Source organism: Streptomyces sp. NPDC054883 (assembly GCF_053610645.1).
In genome coordinates this window covers 53,638-65,602 of the sequence record NZ_JBSGYT010000015.1, presented here as the reverse complement: position 1 = coordinate 65,602, position 11,965 = coordinate 53,638, and the positions used below count along the sequence as shown (strand labels likewise).

Genomic DNA, 11,965 nt, shown 5'->3' with positions numbered 1-11,965 from the left:
CGGTCAGCCCTTCGCGGCCCCGACCATTCGGGCGCGCTCCCGAAGGTCCCGCACTGGCCTGACGCTGTCGTGCGGGCGGAGCCGACGGTTCATCACCTCGAAATGCTCGTCGCCGCGCGCCGAGGAGAGGGCTTCGTACTCGTCGAGGAACCGGCCCCACGACTCGCAGGCCGCCTCGACGTGGCCGATGGACAGCTGGCGCTGGGCGAGGACGCCGTACGCATGGAGACGCCCCTGCCGCTCGTGCGCCGACTGGACGCGAATGGACTCCCGCAAGGTGCGGACCGACCCGGCTACGTCCTTCGTCTCGTTCTGGACGTGTGCGACGTGGAAGAGGTACGCGGTCCGGTCGTAGCCACCCACGCTGTCCCGACGGTCGTCAGCGCGGGCGAGGGCCTCTTCCGCTTCCCGCAGCCGGGCGAAGGCCTGCCGCCTGTCGCCGACCATCGCGGCCCCGTGGGCCTGCTGTCCGCGCAGGAACGCCACGAGGCGGGGTCCGGCCACCGGTGCCGCCTCGGCGGCTGAGTCCGCGAGCTCCAGTGCCCGCCGGCCATAGCCGAGATTCGACGCCTGGAGGGACATTCCCCGCAGGGTGCGGCAGTAGGTGACGTGCTCCTCCGCCTCCCCCGCGAGCTTGAGCGCGGAGAGGTAGTAGTCCTGTCCGAGCCGGTGCCGGCGCTCGTACATCGCCATCCAGCCGGTCAGGTAGACGAGATCGGAGGCGGCCGCGAGCATGCTGCGGCGCACCGGGGCGGCTGCCTCCGCCTTCAGCCACGGCCCGACGGTGTTGACGAGGAAGGCGGCCGCCATGGGGCGGGCGTGGCCGGCCCCGAGCTCATCGAGGATGTCGGCGATGCGGTCCGTCATCGTCTGGACGGCCGAAACCTGCGCCTGACCCACCCGTGTGGTGGCCTTCCCGGGCCGTATCGGGTCCGGGCCGTCGGCCCTCGCGAGGGTGGGGAAGAGGGGAACGGCGAGAGCTGCGGAGAACACTCCTGCCGCGATGACGCCGCGACGGGACGGATCCATGTCGGCCCTTCCGAGGTCTACGAGGCGCCGGACGGTGTCGCCCTCCGTGGCCGGCTGGGGCGCCGCGAGTCCGGCCTCCGAGTAGCTGACCGGGCGGCCCAGCTTCCGTTCGAACGCCTCGATGATCAAGGCCCTGACCTGCGGTCGGGGCTGGTGTCCGGCGACCCATTGCGATACGGCCGGCTGCCCGTACTTGAGCCTGAGGCCGGCCTCCGCCCCGATGCGGTTGATGATCAGGGCGAACTGGGTTCTCGACCATCCGGCCTGCGCAAGGAGGTTCGACAGGCCTGCGTTCGGGGTTCGTGAGGGTTGCGCCATGAGCAGCTCCCGACAAGTGCATGGCTTGCATACTTCGCCGACCCTCCAACGGTACCCGTGCAGGCGGTACATGGGGTTACCTCATCGCATCAGCCAGTGACGACCGGCAGTTACCGGCCGCGACGACGGTAGGGAGTGACCCCCTTGACCATGCGCACGATGACGGAGTGGTTGGCCGGGAGCGACGGGCGGCCCGAGAGGGTTCATGCTGCTTGGCGGAAGCAGGGTGTCGCTCTCCTGCCCATCGGAAGCCGCTTCGATGTCATCCGGCTCCCGGAACCGCTCGTCCAAGCGGCGGTCGAGACGGTCGGGCTCGGCCACAGCCACACCGACTTCGCTCTCGGGGAACGCCTGGACGGGCCCGTCATCCATGACGGTCACGGCCGGAACTACTACCCGCTGGTTCCACCCGGAACGGTCCACGAGTGGCGCTCCCGCGCCCCGGGCGTCGAGTGCCTCGGACGGGGGACGCACGTCGGCATCCCGGCCCCGGACCTCTTCGCGTACGACCCTACGCACCCGGTTTACTGGGCAGCCGTCGGGCCGATGCCGGGCTACTGCGATCCGTCGTCGGTGGCGCTGCTCGTACGCGTCGGCGCCGCGCGGCTCGCAGAGGACGAAGCGGCTGTCGTCGGCGCCCGGGAGGCGCGGTGATGCCCTCCGACGCGGACGACCCGTTGCCGCCGGCGGGCGAGGAGTCCGACGCACACCCCGGCGGTGCGTGCTCACAGACACACGTGCGCTGTGGCTGTGGCCTGCCGGCGCCCATCGCCGTCAGGTACGGCGGCCCCATGGCCGACTGCCGGCGCTGCTCCTACGCGTGGGCCGTCCACCACGACCCCGAGCTGTGCTGGCTCCGCAGCAACTTCTTCGACGGTCACCCGGACGCGGAGGCGCTCGTCGCCGTTCGGGTACGTGAGGCGGCGCCGCTGCTCATCGCCGCGTGCGCCGTCCTGGGCGACGTCGTCAGCACCCGCTGACCGTATGTCGGCCCGGGGGCGCCGGGCCCTCTTACTCGTCGTCGTCCTCGGCGTCGTCGAGGCGCGCCAGCCAGGTCGCCAGGCGTTCCACCGGGACCTCGAAGTCCGGGTTCAGGTCGACGAAGGTGCGCAGCTGCTCGGCGAGCCACTCGAAGGTGACCTCCTCCTCGCCGCGCCGCTTCTCCAGCTCCTCGATGCCGCGATCGGTGAAGTACAAGTCCGGCTCCGTGTGACGTGGTGGTGTGATGGGGGTGTTTCCCGCCAGGATAATCCGCGTATCACAGACACCTCCCGTCCTCCCCGTCCCTGGCACTAGCCTGGACCGTCCAGACCTGAGGGGGCCAGGACATGCCGGACGGGCGCACGGGCGGCTCCGCGCGCGCCTTCGAGCTTCTGGAACCCCTCGTCAAGGCGGCCACCGTGCGCGTCCACGCACCCGCGGACGGGTATGGAACCCCTGGGACCGGTCCGACCTGGGGGAGCGGTTTCTTCATCGCCCCCGGCTGGGTCCTCACGTGTGCGCACGTGGTCGGCGAAGGGGGTGCTGCGGTGCGTCTGGTGGGCCGGGAGGTCGGCATCACCTTCTCCGTCGCCGGCTCCCCCGCGGAAGCGGGCGCCACCGGGACGGTCGCCGGGCGCGTGGAGTGCGTACTGCCCGAGCGGCTGGAAGAGCGCCGGCCCGCCCCGCGCGCCCTGTGGGACCTGCCCGACCTCGCGCTGGTCCGGGTCCTCGCCCCCATCTCGCACGCCTGCGTCTGGCTGACCGACCGGGCCAGGCCCCGGCTGGACGAGGCCGCGTACTTCGGCGTCAGCGAGGACCTCGGCGTACGGGAGATCACCGGCCGGACCACCCGGCTGCGCGGCACCGCCGCGAACGGCGCGGCGATCCGCCTCGGCGACGACGACGAGATCGAACCCGGCATGTCCGGCGGCCCCCTCGTGGACCTGGCGCGCGGCGAGGTCATCGGAATCGTGAAGGCGCGCCGGCAGGCGGGCGGCGGCGGGATCGCCGTCTCCGTGGCACAGCTGCGGACCCTGCCCACGGGCCCGACCGGGCAGGTCGGCCTGTACCGGCGGGTGATGCAGGGCCACGACCTGTACCACTACGACCAGCACGTCAGCGATCTCGACAGCCGCCGGACCTGGACGGACGTGCACGACGAGCTGCCCTCGGAGGACGACGAGGCCGGCGGACCCGAACGCCCCACCCGCCTCAGCCGCCTGACCCGGCTCACCCCCGGCGAACGCACCACCCTGTGCGGGCTGCTCGCCGAACTGCCACCGCCCGGCGCCTCCGAAGCCGTCCGGGCCCTCGCCGAAGCGGCCCGGGGGGAAGAGCCCGACACGGGCTTACCGGCCCCGCTGACCTGGCGCGACGGGCTGGGCCTGCTGCACGACCCGCCGTCCGCGGGCGGCGAGGCCGCCGCGATGCTCCGCTACGCCACCGACGTCAGCGTCGCCGACCACCGCGAGCCGCCCTCGCCCGGCGCGGACGAGGAACTGTGGGACTGGGTACGGGCGACCGCGGCCCGGCTGTGGCGGCCGCTGCGGCGCGAACTGGGCGAGCGCTACGAGCGGGGCCTCGCCGAACGCGAACGGCGCCGGCGCGCCCTCGCCGGGCAGATGGTGCACGGCCCGTTCCGGCCGGTGGCCGGGGCGACCCCCGGACCGTCGGTGCTGCTGGAGGCCTGGGCCCACGTCTGGGAGGACGTCTACGACTGGCGGGTCTCCGTCCTGGCCGGGCCGGCCCGCCCGGGGGACGCCACCCCCGTGGCCTCCGGCAACCGGGTCACCCTGGCGGCCCTGCCCGAGGCGGTCCGGGCGCCGCTCGCCGAGGGGTTCCGGCGGTGCGACACCCACGAGGCGGCCGCCCTGCTGGAAGTGGTCGTGGCGGAAGAGCTGTTCGGGCTGCCGGTGGACGAGTGGACGGTGTCGGGCGGGGTCCCGGTGGGCGTCCAGCGCCCGGTCGTCCTGCGCCACCCGGGCGGCGACCCGGCCGCGGAGGCCGCCGAGCGGTGGGCCCGGGTGCAGGCGGGCCCACTGCTGGGCCGGCGCGCCGACTGCTCGCGGGGGCGCAAGTGGCGCCCGGCGCCCGGCTGGCTGGCCGGCCTGGTCGACCATACGGTGCCGGTGCTGTGCCGGGACCCGGGTGCGGACCCGACCCGCGGTGTCCTGCACGAGACCCGGGACGCCGGGTACGGGGTGGTGGTGTGCCGGCGGCCCCCGGCCGACCCCAGGGCGTCCTGCGAGCCCTTCCACCGCGGCCTGCGCGAGGAACTGGCCGAGGCCGGCCGGGGAGCGGTACTGCCGGCCCGGCTCCAGACGCTGCGCGGGCGGGCGTACGGGGCCGACCCGGACGCGTACTGGGCGGTGGGGACGGCGCTGGTGTGGCAGGACGCGCAGCGGCCGCTCCCGGAGGACGAACCGCTGCAGGGGGATCTGTGAGGGGCCGGCGGCCGGACACCGCCGGATCGACGGGAGGGGCGCGCACATGACCGAGGAGTGGCTCATCTACCGCGGCGTCGGGGAGCCCCACGACGGGATCGACGCCCTGCCGGACCCGCCGCCCTGGCGGGACTTCGACGGCGGCCCCGCCGAGGACGGCCCGGCGGCCGCGGGCCCGGCCGACGGGAACGTGGCCCGCCGCCTCGGGGCGCACCGGCAGGCCGCCGAGATGCACCGGCCCGAGCCCGAGGAGCTGGAGGCCATCAACGCCGCGCTGTACCTGCGGCGGCCGCTGCTGGTGACCGGCTACCCCGGGACCGGGAAGTCCACCCTCGCGCACGCCGTCGCCCACGAACTGAAGCTCGGCCGCGTCCTGCGCTGGCCCGTCGTATCGCGCACCGTGCTCCAGGAGGGCCTCTACCGCTACGACGCCATCGCCCGGCTCCAGGACGTACAGATCGCCGCGAGCGGCGGGGCGGCGGCGGCCGGGGTGCCCGGGATCGGCAAGTACATCCGGCTGGGCCCGCTGGGGACAGCGCTGCTGCCCACCACCCGCCCCCGGGTGCTGCTCATCGACGAACTCGACAAGAGCGACATAGACCTGCCCAACGACCTCCTCAACGTGCTGGAGGAAGGCGAGTTCACCCTCCCCGAGCTGGAACGGGTCGCGGACTCCGAACCCGAGGTGCGGGTCCTCACCGACGACGGCACCAAAGTGACCGTCCGGGACGGGCGGATCCGCTGCCGGGCCTTCCCCTTCATCATCCTGACCAGCAACGGCGAGCGGGACTTCCCGGCCGCGCTGCTCAGGCGGTGCATCCAGCTCAAGCTCGGCCAGCCGGGCGAGAAACGGCTCGCCACCATGGTCCGGGCGCACCTGGGGGAGGAGGCCGCCCAGCTGGGCGCCGAGCTGATCCGCGAGTTCCTCAGCCGCTCGCAGTCCGAACTGGTCGCGGCCGACCAGCTGCTCAACGCCATCTACCTGACCCACTACGCCGCCCCGCCCACCCGGGAGGACCTCGCCGACCTGCTCATCCAGCGCCTCGACCGGCCGAGGTGAGGCCCGTGCCCCCCGCCGAGCCCATCCGGGACCTCGCCGCGCTGCTGCGGGGCGCGGGGCTCGACCCGTCCGCCGAGGAGCTCGCCGACGCGCTGTGGCTCGCCGGGCGGACCGGCGGGCCGGCCGGGGCGCCGGACGCCGGGGACGGCCCGGCCCGGGAGCCGGAGCCGGGGCCCGGGCGGCGGGAGGGCGCCGGCGCGCAGCCCCCGCGCGCGGACGGGCCCGTACGGGAGGAACCCCAAGCGGAGGAGCCGGTGCGGCTGTACGCCGCCAGAACGGCCGGGGCGGCCGACGCCGACGCGGACCTCCCGCCCGGCGGCGGCGTGCCGGTCCGGGTGCCCGGCGCGGCGGCGCTGCCCCGGATCCTGGAGATCCAGCGGGCCCTGCGCGCCCTCCAGCGGCACCGCCCGCCCGGGCCGCCCACCCGGACCGTGCTCGACGAGGGCGCCACCGCAGAGGCCAGCGCCCGCGCGCTCGGGCTGGTCATCCCCGTGTTCCGGCCCGAGAGCCGGCGGGAGGCGACCGTACGGCTCGTCATGGACGCGTCCCCGTCGATGGCGGTGTGGCACGACATGTTCGAGGAGCTGCGCTCCGTGTGCGAACGGCTCGGCGCCTTCCGCGACGTCCAGGTCTACTACTTGCACCGGCTGGCGGACGGCACCGCCGCCGTCGGCCGGGGGCCGCGCCCCACCGCCGCGCTCCGCTCCGGCGACCAGCTCCGCGACCCCACGGGACGGGCGCTGACCATGGTGGTCTCCGACTGCGCCGGGCCCGTGTGGCGCGAGGGCCGGGCGCAGCGGCTGCTGTACCGGTGGGCCGAGTGCACCCCCTGCGCGCTGGTGCAGCCGCTGCCGCAGCGGCTGTGGAGCCGCAGCTGGCTGCCGACCGAGCGCGGGGTGCTGTCCCGCACCGAAGGCGGCGCCCGGAAGCTGGAGTTCTGTTCGGACCGGCCGCCGCGCAGCGGCCGGCCCACCGGAGGGCTGACCGTGCCCGTGCTCCCGCCGAACGCCGGCGCGCTCGGCGCCTGGGCCCGCCTCGTCGCCGGACTGGGGACCGGTCCCGTACCGGCCGAGGTTGGGCGGGTCCTGCCGCGCCACCCCGCCGGTCCCGAACCCCAGCCCCGGGCCGCCCGGCCGCCGCGCGAGCTGGTGCGCCGCTTCCGCTCCTCGGCCGCGCCCGGCGCGGTGCGGCTCGCCCTGTACCTCGCGGCGGCCCCCCTCACGCTGCCCGTGATGCGGCTCGTCCAGCGCACGATGCTGCCCGACTCGGAGCCCTCGGACCTCGCCGAGGTGCTGCTGAGCGGGCTGCTGCGGCGCGCACCGGACGCCGGGTGGTACGAGTTCGCCCCCGGGGTGCAGGACGTGCTGCTCGGACCGCTCGGCCGGGACGAGGCGGCCCTGGTGCTCAAGCACTGCTCCGAGTACGTACGGGCCCACTTCGGGCGGGGCGTACGGAACTTCCCCGCGCTCGCCGTCTCCCAGCTGACCGGCGCGCCCCAGGAACCCGACGGCGAACGGGTGCCCGCCGGCCGGCTCCCGCAGGCCTTCGCCCAGGTCTCGGCGAAGGTCGTGCGCCGCTACCTGCCCGGGCCGCCGCCCGACGGGCCGGAGACCGAGCCGCCGCCCGCCGCGCCCGCCCGCGAGTGGGCCGTGCGCACGGCCCGGGCCCGGATCGCCGAGGGCGGCCGGCGCGACCTGTACGAGGCCGTCACCCTGCTGCGCCGGGCAGTGACGGCGCCGCCCGGGCCCGCCGACCCGGCGGAGGAGGCCGAGACCGAGCTCGCCGGGGCGCTGCTGCGGCTGTGGGCGCTCCAGCGGGACCCGGAGCTGCTCACGGAGGCGGAGCGGGCCGTGGCCGGCCTGGGGACCCCGCCGGCCCGGGCCGCCCGGGGCCGGGTGCTGTACGAGCGGGCCCTGGCCGGGGAGGTACCGGACGCGGAGCTGCTGGCGGCGGCCGAGCGGGAGTTCGCGGCGGTCGGGTCCGCGCCCGGCCTCGACCGGGAGCTGCGGCTCGACTGCGTCGTGCGGCGGACCCGGGCCCTGGTCCGGCTGGGCGAGCTGCGCGGCGACCCGGGGCCGCTGCTGGAGGCACGGGCCGCGCTGGAGGCCGCCGGGGAGAGCGAGCCCGCCGTCCTCGGCCCGGCCCTCGGCCGGGTCCTGCTCGCCCTGCTGCCCCACACCACGGACCCGGCGGAACGCGCCGCCCTGGCCGCCCTGGCCGCCGACCGGCTCGGCCCGGACCCGGACGCGGGCGCGGAGGAGCGGGCCCGGGCCCGGGTGGAGCGGGCGACGGCGCTGCGGTACCTGCCCGCCCGGCTGGAGGAGGCGGCCGCCGAGCTGGCCCGGGCCCTGGAGGAGTCGGAGGGGGCCGCCGGGGAGCCGCAGCTGCGGCCGGCGGCGCTGGTCTGCCTCGCCCGGGTGCACCGGGCGCGGTACGCGCGGGACGCCGACCCGGCGGCCCTGGACGACGCGGCCGCCGCGTACGAGCGGGCCCGCAGGCTGATCTCCCGGGACGGGGACGCCTACGGGGAGCTGCTGCCCGAGTGGGGCGACGTCCTCCTGGACCGGGCGTCCGCCGCCGGCGCCGACGGGCGGCGGTACGCGTCCACCGCCGTGCGGGTGCTGCGCGAGAGCCGGGCCGCCGTCCCGCAGTCGGACCCCCGCTCGGCCCGGCGGCTGCTGCGGCTGGCGGCGGGACTGCGGCTGCGGCACTCCTACGAGGGGGACCTGGTGGACCTGCGGGAGGCCGAACACCTGCTGGAACTGGCCGCACGGCAGAGCCGCAGCCCGCTGGAGCAGGCGCGGGCCTGGCGGGAGCACGGGGACGTGCAGCAGGAGATCCACGCCCACACGCGGGGCGCGGACCGGCTCGACCGGGCCGCCGACTCCTACCGCAGGGCCTGGCGCGCGGCCCTGGCCGCGGGGGGCGAGGACCTGGAGCGGGTGGCGGTGGAACTGGCCGCGCGGGTGCAGGAGCTGCGCGGCGAGGTACTGGAGCGGCTGGAGCGGCCGCGGGGCGCGCTGGAGGCCTACCGGGCGGCGCTGGAACTGTGGCTGCGGGCAGGCGGTGCGGAAGCCCGCGCGGCTTCGGTGGGCGAGCGGATCCGGGTCCTGGAGGCGGGCCCGTGACCGGCTGCCGCCGCCCCCGCCCGTACCGGCCGTTTCCGGCGGGCACGGGAAGGGAAAGGGCAGTTGACCATTCGGGCAAGAGGGGGACGGGCAGCACATGGTGACTCGGGATCAGCACATGCCGACGGCCGGGCGGGAGTGCGGCGGGCGGTTGCCGGACCTGTCCGGACTGGATCTGGCCGAGCTGCGGGGAATCGGGCACCCGGTACTCGCCGAGGTGATCGAAGGCCTGGTCGAGCGGGTCACACACCCCGCCGAGATCCTCAACGCCTTCGACTCAGGGGTGATGTGAACGACCGGAGTTGACCATTTTCCGCCGTTAGTCCGGCTCGTCCGCCGGGCAGGGATGGACCGTCCGCCGGGCTACCTGCGGGGAGGCGGCGGGGGAGGGAGGCACGGGCCGATGACCCAAGCGATCACGAGCGACGCCGTGCTGCCCGCGCAGCTTCCGCTCCCGGCCGGGGCGGACGCCGCCGACCCGCACCCGCGCCACGCGCCCGCGCACCTGCCGCCCCCGGCCGGGGCGGACGTCGCCGACCCGCACCTGCGCCACGCGCCCTGGCCCTACGCCCGGCTCGACGTGCCCGCCCTGCGCGCCGCCGGCCACCACGCTTCGCCCGTCCGGCAGTTCGTACTCAAGACGCACAGCCGGTGCAACCTCGCCTGCACCTACTGCTACGTCTACGAAATGGCCGACCAGTCCTGGCGCGGACGCCCCGCCGTGATGTCCGCCGCCACCGTCCGCCGCGCCGCCGGCCGGATCGCCGAGCACGCCGCCGCCCACCGGCTGACCCGGGTCGACCTCGTCCTGCACGGCGGCGAGCCGCTGCTGACCGGCCCCGCCGCGCTCGCCGCGCCCGTCGACGCGGTACGGGCCGCCGTCGCCCCCGGCACCCGGGTCACCGCGACCGTCCAGACCAACGCCACCCTGCTCACCCCGGGCCGGCTCGGCGCGCTGACCGCCGCCGGCATCCGGGTCGGCGTCAGCCTCGACGGCGGGCTGCCCGCGCACAACACCCGCCGCGCCGACCACGTCGGGCGCCCCGGCTTCGGGGCCGCGGCGCGCGGGCTGCGGCTGCTCGCCCGCAACCCCGAGAGCTACGCGGGCGTGCTCTGCGTCGTCGACCTCGCCCAGGACCCCGTCGAGGTGTACGAGTCGCTGCTCGGCTTCGCCCCGCCCGCCATCGGCCTGCTGCTGCCGCTGGCCAACTGGAGCAGCCCGCCGCCCGGCCACGGCGGCGCACGCCCGACCCCGTACGCCGACTGGCTGCTGGCCGTCTTCGAACGCTGGTGGCACGACGGCGTGCGCCGCACCCGGGTACGGATCTTCGAGGAGGTCATCGCCCTGCTGCTGGGGCTGCCCACCGCCACCGAAACCCTGGGACTGGCTCCCGCCACCACCGCCGTCATCGAGACGGACGGCAGCATCGAACAGGCCGATTCGCTGAAATCCGCCTACGAGGGCGCCGCCGCCACCGGCCTCCACGTCGACACCGACGGCTTCGACCAGCTCCTGGACCACCCCGGTTTCGCCGCCCGCCAGCTCGGGCGGGACGCACTCGCCCCCGCCTGCCGCGCCTGCGAACTCGTCGAAGTCTGCGGCGGCGGCCACTACCCGCACCGCTATCGCGCCGGCGAGGGGTTCCGCCGGCCCTCCGTGTACTGCGCCGACCTCCAGGCCCTCATCCGGCACATCGCCCGGGCCCTGCACGCGGCCGCCGGCACCGGGCGGGCCGCCTCGTGAGCGAAGCCCCGGCCGCCCCCGCACCGTTCGCCGTCAGCTCCCCGACGCTGCGCGCCCTCGCCTCCACCGAACCCTCCCCGGAAGGCACCCGGCTCGTCCGGGACGTACGCCGCTCGAAGCGGCTGCTCCTGCTGCGCGCCCTGCTCGACCGGGCCCCCGGCACCGAGACCGCCGAGCACTGGGCGCTGCTGGAGGAAGCCGAACGCCGCGACCCCGGCGCGGTGCGGGACGTACTGCACTACCCCTCCACCGGGGTGTGGGCCGAGGAGACCCTGCGCCGGCTGCACGTGCCGGACGGGCCCCCCGCCGACCTCGCGCACCTCGGGGCGCTCGCCGCCGCCGCCGCGCTGCGCGCCGGCATCACCTTCAAGGTCACCCTGCGCCCCGCGGGCGGCCGGCTGGTCCTGCCCACCCTCGGGCTGCTGCGGCCCGACCGGCCCGGCCTCCTCACCGTCACCGAGCGGACCTGGGCCACCGCCCCCGACCCGCTGCCGCTGCACGCCCTGCCCGGCGGCCGTACCGCCCTCGACGACCTCGACCCCTACCGGGCCCCGGCCGCCGACGGGCCCGCCCGGGTCCGCCCCGCCCGGCGGCTCACCCCCAAGGGGCACAAGCGCTGGGACACCCAGTGGTCCGGCGCCCTCACCCTGCTGCGGCGCTACGACTCCGCCCGCGCGGACGAGATCGGCCGCCTGCTGCGCACGGTCGTCCCGCTCGCCGGCGGTTCCCGCTCCAGCGGCGCGACCCTGCCCGCGGCCGCCGGATCTGTCCTCGCCCGGGCACAGGCCCCGCCCGCCCTGGCCGCCACCCTCGTCCACGAGGTCCAGCACGGCAAGCTCACCGCCCTCGCCGACGTACTGACCCTGCACACCGCCGACCGCACGCCCTGCCACTGGGCCCCCTGGCGCAGCGACCCCCGGCCGCTCGACGGGCTGCTGCACGGCGCGTACGCCCACCTGGCCCTCGCCGGCTACTGGCAGCGCGCCGCCCTCTACGGGGCGCGCGGCGCATGGGCCCGGCACGCACGGCTGCGCGCCCAGGTGGCGGCCGTCCTGCCCGCCATCCGGGCCCACCCGCAACTGACACGCACGGGGGCGGAGTTCACCGACGCGATGGCCGCCGCCGAGCGGGCCATGGACGAACTCCCGCCCCCCGGCGACCAGCACGCCACCGCCCGCCGGGCCCTGGAACGCGAACGCCGCGCCTGGTGCGAGGAGCACCCCGAACTCGCCGGGTTCGCCGGTTGCTGAGGGGGTCTGAC

The 11,965-nt window shown here is 76.4% G+C and carries 10 protein-coding genes; 8 read left to right on the top strand and 2 right to left on the bottom strand.

The window, feature by feature from the left end; genetic code table 11:
* Nucleotides 1–3 precede the first annotated feature (3 nt).
* A complete protein-coding gene (locus ACWGH1_RS14150) occupies nucleotides 4–1,347 on the bottom strand; it encodes a hypothetical protein (protein ID WP_453352898.1) in 1,344 nt (447 codons plus the stop codon).
* A 159-nt stretch (nucleotides 1,348–1,506) separates the two neighbouring features.
* Between ACWGH1_RS14150 and ACWGH1_RS14145 the strand changes: the two genes are divergently transcribed.
* Both ACWGH1_RS14145 and ACWGH1_RS14140 read left to right on the top strand, forming a co-directional pair.
* Complete coding sequence (locus ACWGH1_RS14145) at nucleotides 1,507–2,001, top strand: hypothetical protein (protein ID WP_453352897.1); 495 nt, start codon at nucleotides 1,507–1,509, stop codon at nucleotides 1,999–2,001.
* 137 nt (nucleotides 2,002–2,138) lie between these two features.
* The gene (locus tag ACWGH1_RS14140; RefSeq protein WP_453352896.1) at nucleotides 2,139–2,327 is read left to right on the top strand and encodes a hypothetical protein; all 189 of its coding nucleotides are present in this window, start codon (nucleotides 2,139–2,141) and stop codon (nucleotides 2,325–2,327) included.
* A gap of 31 nt (nucleotides 2,328–2,358) precedes the next feature.
* Here ACWGH1_RS14140 and ACWGH1_RS14135 read toward each other — a convergent pair whose 3' ends face one another.
* Entirely contained in the window at nucleotides 2,359–2,544 is a 186-nt protein-coding gene (locus ACWGH1_RS14135) for a DUF6104 family protein (RefSeq protein WP_361309586.1), read from the bottom strand.
* Between the two features lie 131 nt (nucleotides 2,545–2,675).
* On the opposite strand from ACWGH1_RS14135, the gene ACWGH1_RS14130 reads away from it, so the two are divergent.
* The 6 genes from ACWGH1_RS14130 to ACWGH1_RS14105 all read left to right on the top strand — a co-directional run bounded on the left by ACWGH1_RS14130 (nucleotide 2,676) and on the right by ACWGH1_RS14105 (nucleotide 11,954).
* Nucleotides 2,676–4,772 carry a VMAP-C domain-containing protein gene (locus ACWGH1_RS14130; protein ID WP_453352895.1) on the top strand — a complete coding sequence of 699 codons (2,097 nt, stop codon included), beginning with the start codon at nucleotides 2,676–2,678 and terminating at the stop codon, nucleotides 4,770–4,772.
* 46 nt (nucleotides 4,773–4,818) lie between these two features.
* Nucleotides 4,819–5,832 (top strand): AAA family ATPase, encoded by a 1,014-nt coding sequence (locus ACWGH1_RS14125; RefSeq protein ID WP_453352894.1) that lies wholly within the window; start codon nucleotides 4,819–4,821, stop codon nucleotides 5,830–5,832.
* 5 nt (nucleotides 5,833–5,837) lie between these two features.
* Entirely contained in the window at nucleotides 5,838–8,960 is a 3,123-nt protein-coding gene (locus tag ACWGH1_RS14120) for an SAV_2336 N-terminal domain-related protein (protein WP_453408683.1), read from the top strand.
* Nucleotides 8,961–9,057: 97 nt separating this feature from the next.
* Nucleotides 9,058–9,252 carry an FxSxx-COOH cyclophane-containing RiPP peptide gene (gene fxsA, locus ACWGH1_RS14115; protein WP_453354264.1) on the top strand — a complete coding sequence of 65 codons (195 nt, stop codon included), beginning with the start codon at nucleotides 9,058–9,060 and terminating at the stop codon, nucleotides 9,250–9,252.
* 111 nt (nucleotides 9,253–9,363) lie between these two features.
* Nucleotides 9,364–10,704, top strand: a complete 1,341-nt coding sequence (locus ACWGH1_RS14110) for an FxsB family cyclophane-forming radical SAM/SPASM peptide maturase (protein WP_453354263.1) — start codon at nucleotides 9,364–9,366, stop codon at nucleotides 10,702–10,704.
* Nucleotides 10,701–11,954, top strand: coding sequence for an HEXXH motif domain-containing protein (locus ACWGH1_RS14105; RefSeq protein ID WP_453354262.1), 1,254 nt, complete (start codon nucleotides 10,701–10,703; stop codon nucleotides 11,952–11,954). The genes ACWGH1_RS14110 and ACWGH1_RS14105 overlap by 4 nt, the downstream gene beginning before the upstream one ends.
* Nucleotides 11,955–11,965 lie beyond the last annotated feature (11 nt).